The sequence below is a fragment of the Streptomyces sp. NBC_00057 genome, assembly GCF_045041165.1.
GTDB lineage: Bacteria > Actinomycetota > Actinomycetes > Streptomycetales > Streptomycetaceae > Streptomyces.
In genome coordinates, this window is sequence record NZ_CP108256.1 from 2,239,071 (window position 1) to 2,258,101 (window position 19,031).

Sequence of the window (19,031 nt, forward strand, 5' to 3'; positions counted from 1 at the left end):
TCGGAACTGAAGCCGCTACGGCCACGGATCCAGGAGGACCACGTGAAGATCGCATTTCTGATGTACAGCGCCTACGGACAGGCCGGTACGTCCGTAGCCACCCAGACGCTCGCCAACTCGCTCGCCGCCCGGCAGCACGAGGTCGAGCTGGTGAGCGTGTTCCAGTACCACGACGTACCGCCGCTCCGCTTCGCGCCCGGCATCAGGCTGCGCACGCTCGTGGACACCCGCGGCGGCTCGCCCGACCTGACGAATCCGCTGCACTCGACAGCGTCCCAGCACTGCACGGGCTTCAAGGCCGACGACAAGAACCGCTACAGCCGGCTGATGGACGAGCGGGCGGCCGCGTACCTGGAGAGCTCCGACGCCGACGTCATCATCGCCACCGCCCCCAACACGGTGTCGCTGCTGACGGCACTGGGGACCGGGCAGTACATCACGCTGGGCCAGGCGCATACGCACTACCACCACCAGACTGCGGCCTCGCGGAAGATGCTGGACGCCGCGATTCCGCGGCTGGACGGTTTCGTCACCGTGACCGCGAAGGACGCCCAGACACACCGGGACGCGTACGGCGCAGTCGGGACGGTGTTCCATGCCATTCCCAACGCCGTCCCCGGGACCTTCCTCCGGGCCGATGTGCACGGCTCGCGCATCGTCACGGCGTCGGGGCGGCTCGTCGACTGGAAGCGGTTCGACCTGCTCGTGAACGCCTTCTCGCAGCTCGGCAGGAAGCACCCGGACTGGACCCTGCGAATCTACGGAAGCGGCGACGAAAAGCCGAAGCTGCGCAAGCTCATCGACGACCTGGGGGCGAACGAGCGCATCCTTCTCATGGGGCACACGAGGCATCTGCGCGAGGAGCTGGCCAAGGCGGCGCTGCACACCTCGACGTCGACGGACGAGACGTTCGGCCTGACCATCGTGGAGGCCATGACCTGTGGCGTCCCGGTGCTCAGCACGGCGGGCCCGCACGGTCCGTCCGAGATCATCTCCGACGGAGTGGACGGCGCGCTGTCGCCCGTCGGAGATGTGGACGCGTTCGCGAAGAACCTGGACTGGCTGCTGAGCGACGCCGACCTGCGCGTACAGCTCGGATCGAACGCGGTGGAGAAGTCCCGGCACTACAGCAACGAATCGCAGGCGCAGGCGTACGAGACGTACCTCTCCCGTCTGCTCACGGCGCGCGCCTACCGGCCCGAGGCGCTGTGCCGGGCCACCCCCGCGGGGGACCTGGAGTTCGCGGTCGATCCGGCTCGGGCGCCGGGCAGTCGGTTCACCGTGTTGTGCGTCAACGCGGCGGACGGGCGGCAGGCGCTGTTGGCGGCGCAGGCCGAGCAGGCGGCCGACGGGCATCTGTACGCCTCCGTCCCGGCGCAGCTGCGGCTGGCTCCCGGGACATGGAACGTGCTGCTGCGCCGCGAGGACGACGGCGTCATGCGCCGGGTGAAGGTCAACGAACTCCAGCAGTCGGCGAATTCGCTGATCTCGTCCCCGGCCCACGCCGGCCCGGTGCAGTTCCGCACGTTCACGCGTTCCGAGGACGGCGGCTATCTCCAGATCGTCTCGCGCGAGTTCCATGCCCATGCGGAGGTGCTGTCGGTGGAGGCGACCGGCTCACACCTCAACATCCAGTCGTACGTTCTGGGGGTCGCCGCAGCGGCCGGCGGACCGCAGGTCGACCTCGCCGGTCAGGGCGCGCACGTGATCGCGCAGAGCCGGAAGAACGCGGACTCCTTCGTCACCATCCCGTGCGCGTTTTCGAACGGCGGGGCCAGCTTCACCATCGATCTCCAGCAGTACGCGGACCGGATGGTCGATGTCGACACCATCTGGGACCTGTCCCTGAGCATTCCGGGGAACCTGACGGTGTCGGGCGAGGCACACCGTCTGCGGCTGGGGCGGTTCGGCGACGAAATCATGCAGCGCAAGCACATCCACGTCTATCCGAAGCGGACGATCACCACCGTCGGTGGACGCTCGGTGACCTTCAACCCGTACTACACGGACAGTAATTACCTGTCGATCGGGCTGAAGCCTGCCTCCTGATCCATGGTCCTGCCCGGCGACGCGAACGGGGCACTCATCGCGGTGAGTGCCCCGTGCCCCGGTGGTCCGGACAGTCCGTACGGCTCAGATCCGGACCGAGTGCTCCAGGGCCAGGCCCGGCTCACGGCTCTGCCGGGCAACGCGCAGGGCGCCGTCCTCGCCGATCAGCCCGAGCACGACCCGGCCGTACGCGTCGTAGGCGAGCGCCGGTCCGCCCACACAGCGCTCACCCGTCGGCGACCACCACACGCCCGCTCCTTCGTTCTCCGTACCGCAGGCTGTGAGCATGACCTGGCCCTCGCGGTCTCGGTGGGCCAGTACGGTGCAGTCGTAGCCGTCCAGCATGGCGCGCAGAGCCGCCACCGCACCGTTCGCAGGAGAGCTGTTGAGCGGGATCGCCCAGGTGCCGGGGCGATGCGCGACGACGCCCCCGGTCGCCTCATCGGCCCAGTAGTACGTCACCCTGTCCTGCGCGGTCTCCAGAGCCGCGGCGCTGCCCGGGGCATGGGCGAACGGGACGTCCTGGTCCTGTGTGAAGGCGCCGTCGGGCTCGTTCTGGCTCCACCGCATCGCCTGCCCCTGTCCCGGGACGAGCACCTCGATGCGTCCGGAGGCGGTGGCGGCCACAACCGCCCCGTCCTGGAGCCGTCCGCCCTTGAGGTCCTGCCAACCCTCCCACTTTCCGCCCGTCTTCTCGCGCCGCAGTGCGAGCCTGCCGTCGGCGTTGCGGACGAAGACGTGCAGCAGCCCCTCGGCGTTGACGGCGGCCGTCGGCACTCCGAGTCGGGCCGCCTTCTCGCGGTCCTTGTGCGGGTTGCCGAGGGGGTGCCACGCGGTGACGGGGCGGCCGGACTGGAACTGGGTGGCATGCACGAGGTCGACGACCGGTCCGTCGTCCTTGCGTACCGTGCGGCGCCCGATGAAGTGCACAAAGCAGTCGGATCCCTGAGTCACCGACAGATGGGTCAGGTTCGCCACCGGGAAGAGGTCCGGGCCCGTCCAGTCGGGCCCCCCGGGACGAGCCTCCGTCCAGCGGAGCAGCCCCTCGTCGCACAGTGCGTAAGCACTGAGTCTGCCGTCCTTGCCGAGTACGAGCCAACGCCCGTAGGCGGTCGCCCGCGCCACCCGATTCCCGCTTCCGTCGTGGACGTCGGCACCCGGAATCGGGGCCCTCCCCTGGGCAGCGCGCCTGGATCTGACCGGCATGACGTGAAGTCGTCCTTCCCCATGGTTCCTCGGCCCCGGCTCCGGGAGCCGTTTCGGCTCTCCGGCACGCAACGGGCCGAACCAACCCATCATAGATTCCCCGTTCGCCCCACGGATCAGCGCTCCCCGGCATCACAGGCGCCCACGGAGACAACTGGCGCACCACGGAACGAATAACAATTCGATGCCGGAGTTGAAGATCGCGCGAAGGATTACACAAAATTCGAAAATCTGTCTATAGTGCACGCTCTGCCCCCCACATGCGTGGACCGGCCCCACCCGAGTCCCCGGCCCTACCCCGGCCGCTCCGCGGCCACGAGATCAAGGGACTCGAGCAGGATGAGCCACGACATCGTTCCCCCTGGCCCGCGCGCCTCACGGCGGGCGGAGTCCCGCAGGAAGGGCCGCAAGAAGGGCGACGGGGGCGGGCGCCCACGGCGTCGTACCGGCCGCATTGTGCTGATCAGCCTGCTTGTTGTCCTCCTCGCCGCAGGCGGCACCGTCTACTGGCTCTACAGCAGCCTCGACGGGAACATCAAGGGCGTCGACATCGACGAGGCGCTCGGCGACGACCGCCCCGAGAAGCTGCCGACCAGCGGTCAGAACCTGCTGGTTCTCGGCTCCGACTCGCGGGCCGGTGCCGAGAACAAGGAGCTGGGTGGCGGGGGCGACGTCAGCGGTGCCCGGTCCGACACCGCGATGGTGGTGCACATTCCCGAGGGCCGCACCGAGGCCGTCGCCGTGTCCATACCCCGTGACACCCTGGTGACCCGGCCCGAGTGCACGAAGGCCGACGGCTCGGCCGTTCCGTCGGCGAACCGCGTGATGTTCAACTCCGTCTATTCGCAGGTCGGTCCGGCCTGTGTGGTCAAGACCGTCGAGAAGATGTCCAAGGTCCGGATCGACCACTACCTGGAGATCAACTTTGCCGGGTTCAAGGATCTGGTCGACGCAATCGGCGGCGTCACGGTCGACGTTCCGCAGGACATCCACGACAAGTCGTCCGGCCTCGACCTCACCGCGGGGCCGCACAAGCTCGACGGCACCCAGTCGCTCGCGTACGTACGCACCCGGCACGGCATCGGAGATGGCAGCGACCTCGGCCGGATCGGGCTGCAGCAGCAGTTCCTGCTGGCGCTGCTGAGCGAGGTCAAGTCGCAGGATCTGCTGAGCAGCCCGACGGACGTGTACAAGATCGCCAACTCGGCGACCGAGTCGCTGACGACCGACGACGGTCTCGCCTCGCTGACGTCGCTCTCGAAGTTCGCCCGCTCCATGCAGGGCGTCGATCCTGCCTCGATGGAGACGATCATGCTCCCGGTGGCGTACGACAAGGCCGATCCGGACCGGGTCGTGGCGGCGCAGCCGCAGGCCGACACGTTGTGGAAGGCGATCCGCGGGGACGCCACGATTCCGGAGTCCGCGAAGAAGTCCCCGGCCACCGGCGGCTGACGGTCTCCGGCCGCGGTCTGCACATGGCACCCTTCGAGGATGCTGAGCGAACCGACCCTGGTGATCGTCGACGCGGCCAATGTGGTCGGGTCGGTACCGGACGGATGGTGGCGGGACCGGCGGGGGGCGGCCGTACGGCTGCGGGATTCGCTGGCCCCGTTCGCCGCGGACGGTCTGGGCTCCTTTCCCGGTCCCGCCGAGCTGATCCTGGTCGTCGAGGGCGCGGCCCGGGGCGTCGAATCGCTTCCCGGGGTACGGGTGGAATCGGCGCCCGGAAGCGGTGACGACCGGATCGTCGAGCTGGTCGCCGACGCCATGTCCCGTCCGGCAGCCCGCATCTGCGTGGTCGTCACCGCCGACCGGGGGCTGCGGCAGCGGGTGGAGGCGTACGGAGCTCAGTGCGTGGGCCCCCGTGCGGTACGGCCGCTGCCTCCGTCGCGCAGCGACTGATCTACGGCCGGCCGACGGGCTCGTTGATCCGGCTGTGCCTGCGCCCGTACGCGAAGTAGATGACCACGCCGATGACCATCCAGATGGCGAACCGCAGCCAGGTCTCGGCCGGCAGATTGAGCATCAGCCAGACCGAGGCGGCCACCGAGAGGATCGGGATCAGCGGCACCCACGGGGTGCGGAACGCGCGGTGCAGATCGGGGCGGGTGCGGCGCAGCACCATGACTCCCAGGGCCACGACGACGAACGCGAAGAGCGTGCCGATGTTCACCAGCGTCGCCAGTTCGTTGATGCTCGTGAAGCCCGCGACGATCGCGATGATCACGCCGAGCAGGATGGTCGGGCGGTACGGGGTGTGGAAGCGGGGGTGCGTCACGGAGAAGAACCTCGGGAGCAGACCGTCGCGGCTCATCGCGAAGAACACCCGGGTCTGCCCGAGCAGCAGGATCAGACAGACCGTGGTGAGGCCGATCGCTGCGCCGAAGCTGATGAATCCCGCGTAGACGGGATGGCCGACGGCCTTGAAGGCATCGGCCAGCGGGGCCTCGACCGACAGCTCGCTGTAGTGCTGCATGCCCGTGACCACCAGTGACACGGCGACATAGAGCACGGTGCAGATGAAGAGCGAAGCGAGGATGCCACGTGGCATGTCACGCTGCGGAACCTTCGTCTCCTCGGCGGCGGTGGCCACCACGTCGAAGCCGATGAAGGCGAAGAAGACGACGGAGGCGGCGGTGAAGATGCCCATGACACCGAAGTTCGTGGGCGCGTAACCGAACATCAGCTGGACCAGCGGCGCGGTCAGTCCGGAACCCGAGGTCTGCGGCTGCGCCGGGGGGATGAAGGGCGAGTAGTTGGCGGCCTTGACGAAGAACAGCCCGGCGATGATCACGATCAGGACCACGACAACCTTGATGGCGACCACAATCGTCGTGACCCGGGCGGAGAGCTTCATGCCCAACACCAGCACGACGGTCAGGACAAGCACTAGGACGAAGGCCAGGATGTCGAAGCCGAATCCTTTCGCCACATCCGTTCCGGAGAGCACTGCGGGCATGTTCCAGCCGAAGTTGTCCATCAGCGAGCGGACATAACCGGACCAGCCGACCGCCACCACCGCCGTGCCGAGTGCGAACTCCAGCACCAGGTCCCAGCCGATGATCCAGGCGACCAGTTCGCCGAGCGAGGCGTACGCGAAGGTGTAGGCGGAGCCGGCGACCGGGACGGTGGAGGCGAACTCGGCGTAGCAGAGCGCGGCCAGGGCGCAGACAATGCCCGCGACTACGAAGGCGAGGGCGGTGGCGGGGCCCGCGGTCTCCTTGGCCACCTTGCCGGTGAGCACGAAGATGCCGGTGCCGATGATGACGCCCACGCCGAAGACTGTGAGGTCCAGCGCGGAGAGGGACTTCTTGAGCGCGTGCTCCGGCTCCTCGGTATCGCGGATGGACTGTTCGACCGTCTTGGTCCGGAACAGTCCGCCACTGCTGGGTGGTGTGTCCTGCTGGGCAGTCACCGGCGTACCTCCACGCACTCGTCGTGTACGCCATGATTGGGACCGTATCTGCGCCGCAGGGCTCCGCACCGGGCGATTTCACGCGAATGGGCCGGTCGGACCACTCGTACAGGGTGGCCGACCGGCCCATTGGCCGTAACGCGTACCGGCCGCGGGGGACCGGGGTCGTACGGGTCAGTCGCGGACGGGCTCGATCACGGAGCTGCTGTCCGTGTCCGTGTCGTAGCGGCCGTCCAGCTTGGCGACCAGGCCGGTGACCTGACGGGCGATGTCCGGCGCGGTCAGTCCGATCTCGGCCATGACCTCCTTGCGGGAGGCGTGGTCGAGGAAGCGCGGCGGGATGCCGAAGTCGCGCAGCGGTACGTCCACCCCGGCATCGCGCAGCGCCTGGGCGACGGCGGAGCCGACGCCGCCGGCCCGGCTGTTGTCCTCGACAGTGACGACGACGCGGTGCTGCTCGGCGAGCGGGGCCATGGCCTCGTCGACGGGCTTGACCCAGCGCGGGTCGACGACCGTTGTCGTGATGCCCTGGGCGTCCAGCAGGTCCGCGATCTCCAGGCACATCGGGGCGAGCGCACCGACGGAGACCAGGAGGACGTCCGGGCGGGGCGCGTCGGACGTGCGCAGCACATCCATGCCGCCGACTCGGCCGACGGCCTTGACCGCCGGGCCGACGGCTCCCTTGGAGAAGCGGACCACGGTCGGGGCGTCGTCGACCTCGACGGCCTCGCGCAGCTGGGCGCGGACCTGGTCGGCGTCGCGCGGGGCGGCGATCCGCAGGGTCGGCACGCACTGCAGGATCGACATGTCCCACATGCCGTTGTGCGAGGCCCCGTCGGTGCCGGTGACACCGGCACGGTCCAGGACGAACGTCACACCGCACTTGTGCAGGGCGACATCCATGAGGACCTGGTCGAAGGCGCGGTTGAGGAAGGTGGCGTACACCGCGAAGACGGGGTGCAGTCCGCCGGTGGCGAGGCCGGCCGCGGAGACCGCGCCGTGCTGCTCGGCGATACCGACGTCGTAGATCCGGTCCGGGAACACCTCCTCGAACTTGCTGAGGCCGACCGGCTGGAGCATGGCCGCGGTGATCGCGACGATGTCCTTGCGCTCCCTGCCGAGTTTGACCATCTCCTCGCCGAAGACGGAGGTCCAGTCGAGGCCGGAGGTGGAGACGGGCAGGCCGGTGTCGGGGTGGATCTTGCCGACGGCGTGGAAGCGGTCGGCCTCGTCGAGCAGGGCGGGGGTGTAGCCGCGGCCCTTCTCGGTGAGGCAGTGCACGATGACGGGCCCGCCGAAGCGCTTGGCGCGCTGGAGCGCGGACTCCAGGGCCTCGATGTCGTGGCCGTCGATCGGACCGACGTACTTCAGGCCGAGGTCCTCGAACATGCCCTGCGGGGCGATGAAGTCCTTCAGCCCCTTCTTGGCGCCGTGCAGCGTCTCGTACAGCGGCTTGCCGACGACGGGGGTGCGCTCCAGGATGTCCTTGCCGCGGGCCAGGAAGCGCTCGTAACCGTCGGTGGTGCGCAGGGTGGCCAGGTGGTTGGCGAGGCCGCCGATGGTCGGGGCGTAGGAGCGCTCGTTGTCGTTGACGACGATGACGAGGGGGCGGTCCTTGGCGGCGGCGATGTTGTTCAGCGCCTCCCAGGCCATACCGCCGGTGAGCGCGCCGTCACCGATGACCGCGACGACATGGTCGTCCTTGCCCAGCACCTCGTTGGCCTTGGCGAGGCCGTCGGCCCAGCCGAGCACGGTGGAGGCGTGCGAGTTCTCGATGATGTCGTGCTCGGACTCGGCGCGCGAGGGGTAGCCGGAGAGGCCGCCCTTGCTCTTGAGCTTCGAGAAGTCCTGGCGGCCTGTGAGGAGCTTGTGCACGTACGACTGGTGGCCCGTATCGAAGAGGACCCGGTCCTTCGGGGATTCGAAGACGCGGTGCAGCGCGATGGTGAGTTCGACGACACCGAGGTTGGGTCCCAGGTGGCCGCCGGTCTTGGACACGGCGTCGACGAGGAAGGTCCTGATCTCGTCCGCCAGCTGGTCGAGCTGCTCCAGGCTGAGCCGGTCCAGGTCGCGCGGTCCCCTGATGTGGGTCAGCAACGGCACCCGTGCCTCCTTGCGTATGAGCCGGTCGAACTTCTTGCCGATCCGCAGAGTCTAATGTTCCGCACGGGACGGCGTTCGTCAGGGGGAGGTTCGTGCGTCACACCTTCGGCGGGAAACGCTCCACATCTCTTGATATCTCTTGCGTTTCGTGTGTTCCGGTGAACACGTGCGAGGTCACGTGGCGTCAGGGGGTCGCATCGCCGCTCGCGACCTGGCGGCCTGAGGCCGTCGGGGGTGGAGCCGGTGTGCCCGAGCCGGTCGAGGAGCTCGAACAGGGGTACCGCGACCCGGCGGGAGGTGCCGAGCGTGCGGCGGCCGGCGCTGACGGTGAACGGCTGGGGCAGCGGCGCGAGCCGGGCCGGCGCGAGGCGCACCCCGTCGGGGTGCACATAGGCCGCGGTCGACGGCCGCGCGCAGGTGCGGGGTGGTGAGGCCGAGCTCTACCGGCTCCGGCTGCCCGGGTTCGCCGAACGGATCGCCGCGCGCAGAGGGTGTCGAGTGCGTCCCGCGCCCGGTCGGACAGGAGGGGACGCACGTGCGCCTCCCGGATCCCGGATCCGTCCCACACCATGCCGAGCCCGTCCGCCGCCGCGTCCAGCAGGGCGGTGTCGGGCAAGCCGGTCAGGCGCAGCGCGGCCGCCCGCGGCAGGGCGGGGTGAGCGGATGGCCGACGGCCCACTCCCGCACGGCCGCCGCCGGCCGTTCCCGGCGGTGGCGCCACCACGCCACGTCGACGAGCCGGCCGGCGACCTCGTCGCTGCCCGCCGGCGCCTCCCGGTCGGGGGGCCAGGTGGCCCGACGAGGTCAGCGCCGCGCGGCGTACGGCGCCGCGCCGGGCGATCTCCGCGGCCGCGTCGGGGCGGTCGGGACGGCGGGCGAGGTCGGCATGGCGCCGGGCGGCGGCGCCCCTGCGGGCGAGCGGCGGCGGATCCGCGTCCAGGACGACGAGTCCGGCGGCGATCCTGCGCTGTCCCGGGTCGCGCAGCAGCGCCCGTTCCCCGACGTCGATGGGCAGGTCGCACTCCGCCCCTATCCGCGCCGTGCCGTCGCCGAGGCGCTCCGGTGGGCGCGCTCGTGACGACAGCCTCCAGGCCGGACAGCCGGTCCCTGGCCTCCTCGGCCGCGAGGGCGCCGTCGCCGGGATCGGCCCGGGTGACGACGAGGACACCGTCGCGGACGCCGAAGGCGCGCAGGGCGTCCCGTACTGACGGCGATCGGGCTGTGGGCGGCCCAGGCGAGCCGTACCGTACGGCTCGCCTGGGCAGGTACGCCGATGAGATCTACGTGCGGACGGCCGCCCGGGCCCTTGTACGGGGCGCACGTGGTGCCGCCGCCGGCACACCGGGGTGACCGCTTCCGCCTGCGGGCACGGCCGTGCCGCATCCGTCCCCGGACAGAGCCGTGCCCGGCATCCATGACGGATGCCGGGCACGGCCCGCGGAACCGCGGTCAGGCGCGGCCCGCGGACTTCTGGGTCTTGCGGGTGATCGAGTCGATGACGACTGTGGCGAGAAGCACACCACCGGTGATCATGTACTGGATCGGGGTGGCGATGCCCTCCAGGGCGAGGCCGTACTGGATCGAGGTGATCACCATGACACCGAGCAGCGCGTTCCAGGTGCGGCCGCGGCCGCCGAAGAGGCTGGTGCCGCCGATGACGGCCGCCGCGATGGCGTTCATCAGCAGGTCGCCGGTGCCGGCGCTCTGGTTGGCCGCGGCGATCTTGGAAGCCAGGAACAGGCCGCCGATGGCCGCGAACGTGCCGGCGATCGTGTAGACCGAGATACGGATCGCGGTGACGTTGATACCGGCTCGGCGCGACGCCTCGACGCTGCCGCCGAGCGCGAAGACCTTGCGGCCGTAGGCGGTGCGGCGCAGCACGAAGTCCGTGGCCACCAGGAACGCGAGGAAGATCACCAAGGCGAGCGGCAGGCCCTTGTACTGGTTGAGCACATAGGCGACGACCAGGGACAGGACCGCGAGCAGTCCCGTGCGCACCAGGATCTCGCCGACCGGCCGGGAGGGGATGCCCGCCGCCTCACGCCGCCGGTTGTCGAAGAACGTGCTGAGGAAGTACACCACCGCGGAGAGTACGGCCAGGCCGTAGGCGGCCGCCACATCGGTGAAGTAGTACGTGGTCAGATGCCCGACGACGCCTTCGGAGTCCAGGTTGATCGTGCCGTTGTCACCCAGGATCTGGAGCATGAAGCCCAGCCAGAACAGCAGACCGGCCAGGGTCACGGCGAACGCGGGGGCGCCGACACGGGCGAAGAAGAAACCGTGGACGGCGCCGATGACCGCGCCGCTGGCGATCGCGACGAGGATCGCGAACCACTCGTTCATGCCGTGCGTCACCGTGATCACGGCGACGACGGCGCCCGAAACACCGCTGACCGAGCCGACCGAGAGGTCGATCTCACCGAGCAGCAGTACGAAGACGATGCCGACGGCGATCATGCCCGTGCCGACCATCGTGACGGAGATATTGCTCAGGTTCTCCGCGGAGAGGAAGTTCGAGTTGAGACTCTGGAAGATCGCCCAGATGATCAGCAGGCCGAGCACGACGGGCAGGGAACCGAGGTCCCCGGCCCGCATCCTGCGCCGGAACTCCGACAGGTAACCCTTGAGGCCCTGCTCGCGTACGAGCAGCCGGGGGTCCACCGCGGTGACGGCGCCCTTGGCGGCCTCGGCCGTGGGGACGGCGGTCTTTTCGGTGCTCACTTCTGAACCTCCGCGTTGCGCGCCGCACGACGGGTCACGGCGTTCTCCGTGGCTCCGGTGATGGCGGAGATGATCTCTTCCTGCGACGTGCTCTTCACATCGAAGACGCCGTTGTTGCGGCCCAGCCGGAGCACGGCGACCTTGTCGGCCACGGCCTTGACGTCCGCCATGTTGTGGCTGATGAGGATGACCGCGTGGCCGCGCTCACGCAACCGCTCGACCAGGTCGAGGACCTGGGCGGTCTGCTCGACGCCGAGCGCCGCGGTGGGCTCGTCCAGAATGACGAGCTTGGGCTCGCCGAGCATCGAGCGCGCGATCGCGACGGTCTGGCGCTGACCGCCGGAGAGCGAGGCGATCGGAATGCGCACACTGGGGATGCGGATGGAAAGGGTGTTGAGCAGCTCGCGCGAGCGGCGCTCCATCTCGACCTCGTCGAGGATGCCGCGCCTGCGCAGCTCCCGGCCGAGATAGAGGTTGCCGACGACATCGATGTTGTCGCACAGCGCGAGGTCCTGGTACACCGTCGCGATGCCCAAGTGCTGGGCATCCTGCGGCTTGTTGACCTGGACGGGGCTGCCTTCCCATTCGATGACGCCGTCATCGATGGGGTGCACACCGGCGATCGTCTTGACCAGCGTGGACTTTCCGGCGCCGTTGTCGCCCACCAGGGCGACGACCTCACCGGCGTGGACCTCAAGCTCTACGTCGGTGAGTACCTGCACAGCACCGAATCGCTTGGAGACCCCACGCAACGCCAGCACGGGCGTAGCGGACACATGAACCATCTCCTTCGCCGCCTGACCGGCGGGGATGCCGCACCTGGGGGAAGGCACGGTGGTCGAGCAGAAGAGAACAAGAGAACAGAAGGCGGGGAAGCGTTCCGCCCGGCGCCCCGCCCGATAGCGGGACGGTTGATGTGCGGGGCGCCGGACAGGCTTTATCAGCTGCAAGTCCCGTTGAGATCAGCGGACTTGCCGCCGGAGAGGTCAGCCGACCGCGGTTTCGCTGAAGTCGGCCGACCGGTCTCGCGGCGAGAGGGACCCTTACTTCAGGCCGAGCTTGTCGCAGGCGGCCTTGTACTTCGGGGTGCAGATCTCGCTCACCTGGTAGATGCCGTCCTTGAGGACGGTGTCCTGGATGTTCTCCTTGGTCAGCGAGACGACCGGGAGGATCACCGAGGGGACCTTCTTGGTGGTGGGGCTGTCGACCGTGGAGGTCGTGAGGGAGCCGAGCTCCTTGCCCTGGGCCAGCTTCACCGCCATCTCGGCGGCGATCGGCCCCTCCTGCACGTAGGGCTTGTAGATGCTCATGAACTGCTCACCGGCGACGATGCGTTGCACACCCGCGAGCTCGGCGTCCTGGCCGGTGACCGGCGGGAGCGGGGAGATACCGGCGGCCTTGAGGGCGGTGATGATACCGCCGGCCATGCCGTCGTTGGCGGAGTAGACACCGACGATCTTGTCCTTGCCGATGGCCGAGATCGCCGCGTCCATGTTGGCGTTGGCGTTCTCCGGCTTCCAGTCCTTGGTGTCGTACTCCTTGCCGATGTTCACCTTGCCGTCGAGCTCGGCGTGCGCGCCCGTCTTGAAGTCGTGGGCGTTGGGGTCGGTGATCGCACCGTTCATCATGACGATCTCGCCGGACTTGGCCTTGTCGCCGAGGGCCTCCAGCAGCGCCTTGCCCTGGACGTGTCCGACCTGGACGTTGTCGAAGGAGACGTACGAGTCGATCGGGCCCTCCGCCAGGCGGTCGAAGGCGACGACCGGGATACCGGCGTCGTGGGCCTTCTGGACCGAGGTCTTTATGGAGGCGGAGTTCACCGCGTCCACGATCAGCGCGTCGACCTTGTTGGTGATCATGGCGTCGACCTGCTGGGCCTGGGTCGGCGCGTCCTGCTTGGCGTTGAGGTACTGGACCTTGCCCTTGCCGTTGGTCAGCTCGCTGACCTTCTTCTCGATGAGCGGCTTGTCGAACTTCTCATAACGCGCGGTCTGGTTCTCCGGAAGGAGCAGACCGATGGTGATGTCGTCGCCCTTCTTGGCGCTCGACTCCGTGCTCTTCTTGCCATCGGCGTCCTTGGCACTGCCACAGGCAGCGAGGGACATCGCCATCGCGGTGGCGGCAACGGCAACGGCGGCACGACGCATACGCGTGTTCATTCTCGAACCTCCCTGACGAGGCCGCGACGTTGCGGCCGAGGTGGCTGGAAGTCAACTCGGCTGCGACGTCAGCGTCAAGGAGTAAATCCTTAACGAGATGACAACGGTGCCATTCGTTATCTAAGTGAATGCAGAGGTGCCCGTCGACAGACTGCTTTCCAAAAGGGTCGAATCCCCCATCTCGCTCAGTACCAGGGCCAGCGCGCCCAGCACCTCGGCCCGGCCGCCGAGCGCCCCGGGCAGCACCGAGAGCTGCCTGGCGGCGCTGGGAATGGCATAGCGGGAGACCGAGTCGCGGATCGGCGCGAGCACCAACTCGCCCGCCTCTGCGAGCGAACCGCCGAGCACCACCCGGCTGGGATTGAGCAGATTGCAGAGATTGGCCACCCCGCTGCCGATGTGCCGCCCGACGTCCCCGATCACCCGACGGCAGCCCGGATCGCCCCCGCGGGCCAGCTGGACCACCCGTTCCATGGTGAGATCGGGCCCGTGACTGGGCTGGAGCAGCGGCAGGACGTATCGCGCGGCCGTGAATGTCTCCAGGCACCCCCGGTTGCCGCAGCGGCACACCGGGCCCGACTCGTCGAGCGTGATGTGCCCGATCTCACCGGCCGTGCCGCCCGGCCCCCGGTAGATGTGCCCGTCGATCACCAGACCGGCGCCGACACCGCTGGCGACCTTGATGTAGGCGAGGTCCTTGACCCCGCGGCCGCTCCCCCAGACCAGCTCGCCGAGCGCCCCGAGGTTGGCGTCGTTGTCGACGTACACGGGAACGCCGAGCCGGCCTGCGAGCTCCTCGCTGGGGTTGATGCCCGTCCAGCCCGGCAGGATCGACGTGGAGCCCAGGGTGCCGGACTCGACGTCGATCGGGCCGGGAACACCGAGGCCGACCCCGATCACCTTGTCCGGGCTGATCCCGGTCGTCTCGATCAGCCGTTTGACCAGCCGCTCCGCCCGCCCGAAGCCTTCCGCCGCCGAGGCGTCGACATCCATCGGTTCGGACTCCTCGGCGAGCACCTGGTGGGCGAGATTGCCGACCGCCACCCTCAGATGCGTATGCCCGAAGTCGACGCCGATCACAATGCCCGCGTCACCGCTGAGCGAGACACTGCGGGCCCGGCGGCCGCCCGCCGAGGTGGGGGTCACCTCGACCGTGCCACCTTCCTTCAGCTCGCGAACGATGTTGGAGACGGTGGCCGCTGACAGGCCGGTGCTCCGTGCGATCTCCGCCTGGGTGAGCGCGCCGGCCATACGTACCGCGCGCACGACCCGCTCAAGGTTGGCGCGATGCAGAGATGTCTGCGACCCCGGAGTCTCCATCGACTCTCTCACTCCTACCGTTTTCTCTAACATGTGAACTCTAAGCTGAGCGTTTTGGGGTGCTCCCCGTCAAGACCTTGAGCATGCGAAGCCTCGGATGAGCACATTGCCCGCACCCGAGGCAGTCCCCCCTGCACACGCGAACCGCCCGCCGGCGCGTGGCCGGCGGGCGGTTCGTGTGTGTGCGGAGGGTACGAGTGCTACTTCACCGCGCCCGCGGTGAGCCCTGCGACGACCTGACGCTGGAAGATGATGTAGGCCGCGAGGACCGGCAGCATCGCCATCACCAGACCGGCGAAGAGACCGGACCAGTCACCCTTGTATCCCTGGCTGTTGGCCAGTTCGACCAGCCCCTGGGAGAGCACCCGGTGGCCCGGATCGGTATTGAGCACCGTCGGCAGCATGTACTGGTTCCACTGCCCGAGGAAGTTGAAGATACCGACGCTGATCAGGCCGGGCTTCGCCATCGGCAGCATCACCTGGAAGAACGTCCGGGTGTGCGAGGCCCCGTCGAGCATCGCCGCTTCCGCCACCGAGCTCGGCAGCGTCCGGAAGAACGAGGTGAGGAAGAAGACGGTGAACGGCAGCGAGTACGCGATGTAGACCATGATCAGTCCGTGCCGCGTGTTCAGCAGGCCCATGTTGTTCATGACGAAGAACAGCGGGACCAGCGCCAGGATGATCGGGAAGCTCATCCCGCCGATGAACAGGTAGTAGAGGAACCGGTTGCCGGGGAAGTCGAACCGCGCCAGTACGTACGCCGCCATCGACCCGAGCAGCAGGGTCCCGACGAGCGAGCAGCCCACCACCACGACCGTGTTGAAGAAGTAGTCGCTCATGTGCGCCTGGCTCCAGGCGCGCGACCAGTTGTCGAAGTGCAGCTTGTCCGGCAGCGCCCAGGGCGTCGACAGGATCGAGTCGTCGGTCTTGAACGACGCCATCACCGCCCACAGCAGCGGCATGACGACCAGGATCGCCCAGATGATCAGCACACCGTGCGAGAAGACATTGAGGACCTGGCCCTCGCTGCTCTTCTCCTTGACTGCGGGCGCCGACGCCTTGGCCACGGGGGCCGGGTCCACGTCCGGGACCGCGGGCGGGGTGTCAGTGGTCTTCACGTGTACTCACCTCGTACTGTCGAGCCGGACACGGAGGCCGACCTGTGGTGCCTGCTGGGGGTCCGGGGACCGTCTCCCGTCAATCGCAGCATCAGAACTCCAGCCGCTCGCGCCGGCCCAGCCGCATCACGATGGCGGCGAAGGCCATGGTGACGATGAGCAGTCCGACACCGATCGTTGTTGCGTATCCGGCCTGCCCGTCGCGGAAGGCCGTCTGGTACACGTACAGCGGAAGGACCGTGGTCGAGTAGTCGGGACCACCGGGGCCCACGGTCATGACCTGTACGGCGGTGAAAGCCTCCACGCCGAGGGCCAGGATCCCCATGTAGACCCAGCCCGACTGCACCGTGTCCCAGAGCAGCGGGAGCGTGATCCGGAAGAACGTCGTGAAGCGGCTGGCGCCGTCGAGGAGCGCCGCCTCGTAGAAGTCCTTCGGGATGGACGCCATTCCGGCCGAGAAGAGGACGACGAAGAATCCGACCGTCGACCAGACCAGTACCGACATGACACAGACGAGCGCGAGACTCGGATCCCCCAGCCAGTCCGGCTGAATGGAACCCAGGCCGATTCCCTTCAGCGTCGCGTTCAGCATCCCGCCACGGGGGTTGAAGGCGAACTGGAAGAGCAGGGCGACAATGACGATCGAGAGCACCTGCGGGAAGAAATAGGCGATCTTGTAGAAGCCCGAGCCGCGCACGCCGGAGACCGCGGCGTTCTTGCGCCGTCGGCCTCCGACATTGAGCATGAAGGCGAAGAACAGCGCCAGGCCCAACGTCACCAGCGGCAGCAGCAGCACGAGCAACACACTGTGCTGCAACGACTTCCAGAAGATGTCGTCCTTCAGCATCCTCGTGTAGTTGTCGAACCCGACCATCTTGAAGTCCGGGCTCAGACCGGTCCAGTCCGTGAACGAGTAATAGATGGACTGGACGAACGGCCAAATGACGAAGACCGCGTACAACGCCAGTGGGACCACCAAGAACCCCACGATGAAACGGTACTTGCCATGCTGCATCGTTTACCGACCCCGATCTTTCCGCGGGTGCCGCCGCTGGTGACGGTTGCTCACTGGTGCTTGTAGTGCTTGATGGACTGGTCCTTGGCCGCCGCGTCGGCGAAGGCCTGGATCTTCTTGATGGTTTCCGCCGGGGTCGCACGGCCCGCCATCATCTCGCCGATGCCGGCAATGCCGATCTGCTCTTTCTGGAGCTTCACGTACCAGTCCTGCATACGCGGGTTCACCACGTTGTCGCCGGCCTTCTTCAGCGAGTCGACACCGGACTGCATGGCGGTCGACAGGGTCAGGCCGTCGGTGCCGCCGTTGAAGGCGCTGAGCGACTTGACCTGCTTGGTGAAGTTCTTGGAGGACTCCTCGGAGAGCATGATGCGCAGCTGCTCCATGCCGCCCTCGGGGTTCTTCGCCTTGGCCGGGATGACGAAGGGCTCGCCGCCGGAGGCCCAGATGGTGCCGAACGGGAGCTTGTCGGACGCGTCCAGGCCGGACGGCGGCGCGACCATCATCTTGAAGTCCTTGGGCGTGGTCGGCGCCGCCTCGTTCTCCACCCACGAACCGTTCGGGATGAAGAGCGCCTTGCCCTTGGTCCACTCGGTCTGCGACTGGATGTGGGTCAGGCCAGGGGTGCCCTTGAGGATGTACCCCTTCTGGTACAGCTCGTAGTACGCCTCGAACGCCGCCTTGACCGCGGGGTCCTTCCAGGCGTTCGGCTCCAGGTTGTCGATCTTGTCGAGAACCTCCCGGCCACCGATCTTGGCGATGAACGGGTAGAGCGAGAACGGCAGGTAGTACGGGTACTTGCCGGCGTAAGTCCAGCCGGCGATGCCCTTCTTCTTCGCCTTGGCGCAGAGGGCGAGCATGTCGTCCCAGTTCTCGGGGTACTGCGCGTCGAGGTTGTCGAGCGCGGTCTGCGAGTACCAGACGCCGTACACGGTGTACGCGTAGTACATGATCCAGACCGGGTCGCCGTCGAACTGACCCATCTCCAGGACACCCGGACGCAGCGTGTCGCGGACCTTCTTGGTCGGGTCGTCGATGGACGGGGCGTCCATCAGCGGCGTCAGGTCCAGCAGCTGCTTCTTTCCGACCAGGACACCCATGTCCATCTGCTCGGCACCCGAGTTGTCGATCAGGTCCGGCGGGGTGCCACCGTTGAAGCGCGGCTGCAGCTGCGTCGCGATCTTCTGGGTCACGACGTGCTTGACCTTCGGAGCCTTCGGGAACGCCGCGTTGTACTTCTTCTCCGCGTCGATCGCGTACTGCTCGCCGAAGCCGCCGTTGAAGATGACGACCTCAAGGGGAGCCGTCTCGTTGACGCCGAGCGGGTTGGTCTTGGTGACCTTGCCCTTCTCGACCTTCTTGTCGCTGCTGCTGTCGCCGCTGGCGCACGCCGACAGGAAGCCCATCGTCGGAACGCTGATCAGGCCGAGTGCGGCCGATCGCTTGATCACATCGCGACGGCCAAGGCCCTCATTCTTGTGGGCGGAGGTGGATCCCATGCTCAAGTCCTCGCCTTCTCCAGGACTCAGGCGGTGTGTACCGGTCGCCCGTCGAAACTCGCCTCAGGCGAAGGGCCCCGCCACCGCGGTCAGTTGCGCTTGGGTAGTGCTGATCTCAGGCTAGCCATGTGCAGTGGGGGGCTTCGGGAGATCGGGCATCGGATGCACTTGTTGTGCACTCCTTGGCCGTTCCCCCGTGTCCCCCTTGTCCGCGTCGCCGGAATAAGCTGTGCGGACGCCGACAGGTATAGTCCACTCACGGCCGCCTGAGCAAGATCGAATGCAAGGTTGAGCAGCAGTCTTTCCCGAGTTGAGACCTCGCGGATACCTGGACCCTTTGCGTCTCGGTCCGGGTGTAACGATTTCCGCATTACGGTCGATTCGACTGGCGATTCACACCCAACACCCTTGACACATCCCGGCACT

At 67.9% G+C, this 19,031-nt stretch carries 16 protein-coding genes; 5 read left to right on the forward strand and 11 right to left on the reverse strand.

Features of this window, described 5'->3' with window-relative positions:
* Nucleotides 1–42 precede the first annotated feature (42 nt).
* Nucleotides 43–2,049 (forward strand): glycosyltransferase, encoded by a 2,007-nt coding sequence (locus OG953_RS10615; RefSeq protein ID WP_405683723.1) that lies wholly within the window; start codon nt 43–45, stop codon nt 2,047–2,049.
* 84 nt (nt 2,050–2,133) lie between these two features.
* Here the strand turns inward: OG953_RS10615 and OG953_RS10620 are convergent, their stop codons facing one another.
* On the reverse strand, nt 2,134–3,255 hold the full coding sequence (locus tag OG953_RS10620; RefSeq protein ID WP_405683725.1) for a hypothetical protein: 1,122 nt from the start codon (nt 3,253–3,255) through the stop codon (nt 2,134–2,136).
* A gap of 339 nt (nt 3,256–3,594) precedes the next feature.
* Here OG953_RS10620 and OG953_RS10625 point away from each other — a divergent pair, with 339 nt between their 5' ends.
* Nucleotides 3,595–4,707 (forward strand): LCP family protein, encoded by a 1,113-nt coding sequence (locus OG953_RS10625; RefSeq protein ID WP_405683727.1) that lies wholly within the window; start codon nt 3,595–3,597, stop codon nt 4,705–4,707.
* Nucleotides 4,708–4,746: 39 nt separating this feature from the next.
* On the forward strand, nt 4,747–5,157 hold the full coding sequence (locus tag OG953_RS10630; protein ID WP_405683730.1) for an NTP pyrophosphohydrolase: 411 nt from the start codon (nt 4,747–4,749) through the stop codon (nt 5,155–5,157).
* A gap of 1 nt (nt 5,158) precedes the next feature.
* Here the strand turns inward: OG953_RS10630 and OG953_RS10635 are convergent, their stop codons facing one another.
* From OG953_RS10635 to OG953_RS10645, 3 genes are all read right to left on the reverse strand, one after another.
* Entirely contained in the window at nt 5,159–6,670 is a 1,512-nt protein-coding gene (locus tag OG953_RS10635) for an amino acid permease (RefSeq protein WP_405683732.1), read from the reverse strand.
* 174 nt (nt 6,671–6,844) lie between these two features.
* Nucleotides 6,845–8,773 (reverse strand): 1-deoxy-D-xylulose-5-phosphate synthase, encoded by a 1,929-nt coding sequence (gene dxs / locus OG953_RS10640; protein ID WP_405683733.1) that lies wholly within the window; start codon nt 8,771–8,773, stop codon nt 6,845–6,847.
* Nucleotides 8,761–9,162, reverse strand: a complete 402-nt coding sequence (locus tag OG953_RS10645) for a SelB C-terminal domain-containing protein (protein ID WP_405683735.1) — start codon at nt 9,160–9,162, stop codon at nt 8,761–8,763. Before OG953_RS10645 ends, dxs begins: the two co-directional genes overlap by 13 nt.
* Nucleotides 9,163–9,308: 146 nt before the next feature.
* On the opposite strand from OG953_RS10645, the gene OG953_RS10650 reads away from it, so the two are divergent.
* On the forward strand, nt 9,309–9,851 hold the full coding sequence (locus tag OG953_RS10650) for a hypothetical protein (RefSeq protein ID WP_405683736.1): 543 nt from the start codon (nt 9,309–9,311) through the stop codon (nt 9,849–9,851).
* Nucleotides 9,814–9,981 (forward strand): hypothetical protein, encoded by a 168-nt coding sequence (locus OG953_RS10655; protein WP_405683738.1) that lies wholly within the window; start codon nt 9,814–9,816, stop codon nt 9,979–9,981. Before OG953_RS10650 ends, OG953_RS10655 begins: the two co-directional genes overlap by 38 nt.
* 241 nt (nt 9,982–10,222) lie before the next feature.
* Here the strand turns inward: OG953_RS10655 and OG953_RS10660 are convergent, their stop codons facing one another.
* From OG953_RS10660 to ngcE, 7 genes are all read right to left on the reverse strand, one after another.
* Nucleotides 10,223–11,494, reverse strand: coding sequence for a sugar ABC transporter permease (locus OG953_RS10660; protein ID WP_405683739.1), 1,272 nt, complete (start codon nt 11,492–11,494; stop codon nt 10,223–10,225).
* Complete coding sequence (locus OG953_RS10665; protein WP_405683741.1) at nt 11,491–12,279, reverse strand: ATP-binding cassette domain-containing protein; 789 nt, start codon at nt 12,277–12,279, stop codon at nt 11,491–11,493. The genes OG953_RS10660 and OG953_RS10665 overlap by 4 nt, the downstream gene beginning before the upstream one ends.
* A gap of 258 nt (nt 12,280–12,537) precedes the next feature.
* The gene (locus tag OG953_RS10670; RefSeq protein ID WP_405683742.1) at nt 12,538–13,653 is read right to left on the reverse strand and encodes a sugar ABC transporter substrate-binding protein; all 1,116 of its coding nucleotides are present in this window, start codon (nt 13,651–13,653) and stop codon (nt 12,538–12,540) included.
* 120 nt (nt 13,654–13,773) lie between these two features.
* Nucleotides 13,774–14,973, reverse strand: coding sequence for an ROK family protein (locus OG953_RS10675; RefSeq protein WP_405683744.1), 1,200 nt, complete (start codon nt 14,971–14,973; stop codon nt 13,774–13,776).
* 200 nt (nt 14,974–15,173) lie between these two features.
* Nucleotides 15,174–16,091 (reverse strand): carbohydrate ABC transporter permease, encoded by a 918-nt coding sequence (locus OG953_RS10680; RefSeq protein WP_398629804.1) that lies wholly within the window; start codon nt 16,089–16,091, stop codon nt 15,174–15,176.
* Between the two features lie 91 nt (nt 16,092–16,182).
* Entirely contained in the window at nt 16,183–17,106 is a 924-nt protein-coding gene (locus OG953_RS10685) for a carbohydrate ABC transporter permease (protein WP_405683746.1), read from the reverse strand.
* Between the two features lie 50 nt (nt 17,107–17,156).
* Nucleotides 17,157–18,605, reverse strand: coding sequence for an N-acetylglucosamine/diacetylchitobiose ABC transporter substrate-binding protein (gene ngcE, locus OG953_RS10690; RefSeq protein ID WP_405683748.1), 1,449 nt, complete (start codon nt 18,603–18,605; stop codon nt 17,157–17,159).
* Between the last annotated feature and the right edge of the window lie 426 nt (nt 18,606–19,031).